This is a genomic window from Hydrogenophaga palleronii NBRC 102513 (assembly GCF_001571225.1).
GTDB lineage: Bacteria > Pseudomonadota > Gammaproteobacteria > Burkholderiales > Burkholderiaceae_C > Hydrogenophaga > Hydrogenophaga palleronii.
Genome location: NZ_BCTJ01000102.1, coordinates 1 through 972 on the forward strand (window position 1 = coordinate 1; position 972 = coordinate 972).

Below are 972 nucleotides of genomic sequence, written 5' to 3' on the forward strand. Positions count from 1 at the left end.
TTCCCGTGTAGTGCTTCATGCCTTCGCCGCGGGCATAGGCGTGGGCGAACTGGAAGGTGCTCAGACACCGCGGGAATAGGACACAGCCATTAAAAATCTTGACTGTCACTCGGAAAAACCACGGGAAGGCGTCCATTCCCAGCGAGTCCGTGAAGGCTCAGGAAACGTCCACTTGCTTGGTCGGGGGTAGCGTCAAAAGGCTGATCGCCCTTGTAGATTCCCGCCCAGCAAAGTACTGCATCCGCAGCCAATTCGTATTTCTTCTGGTCAATAGGCTCGCCAAGATATCTCTCGTTCGTCAAAGTCACTTCACCCGTGCCATTTGCAAACCAGTTCAGCGTCTCGTGGTCCTTCACATAGGACGCCTCGGATCGGGGTTGGTACTTCAACTCGAATACCCCGATGATGCGTTGGCTGTTGCAGACAACCACGTCGGGGATCAGGGTTGCGCCATCAGTCGTTCGGAAGCTGGGTTCGATGAAGAGCCGAAACTTGCTGAGGCCCCTGCTCGCCCATTCTTGCATCATGTAGTGACAGAACCAAAACTGAAGAGCGCGCTCCGAATTGATGCTTCCGTCTCGGTACTTCGATCGTATCGCCTCGGACCATGCTCGGATGGCTGAATCGCGAACGTGAATTCGTTTGCTCAAAACAATGCCTTTCTATGCTGCGTGAAGCCGCCCTGCGCCAAGCACACGACGATGGATAGCATCAACGAAGTGTCGATGATCTCGGCCAGTATGTAGTGAAAGAACTATTTCGGCAGCGAAGATGATTTTATTTTTCAAGGATGCAATAACGATTTCACGCCATGAGCATTGCATTGCGTGCATTAACGAAAAAGCCACCCCGAAGGGTGGCCCTGTCTCCTCTACCTGATGACAGCAAAACTCAGTGGAACTGTTCTTCCTCGGTCGAACCCGTCAGTGCCTTCACGCTGGAAGAACCGCCCTGGATCACCGTGGTCACGTC

Annotated in this window: 1 protein-coding gene; it reads right to left on the reverse strand. The window is 53.4% G+C overall.

The window, feature by feature from the left end:
• Positions 1-89 precede the first annotated feature (89 nt).
• Positions 90-527: a hypothetical protein gene (locus HPA01S_RS22445; protein WP_066273736.1), complete on the reverse strand. Its 438-nt coding sequence runs from the start codon at positions 525-527 to the stop codon at positions 90-92.
• Positions 528-972 lie beyond the last annotated feature (445 nt).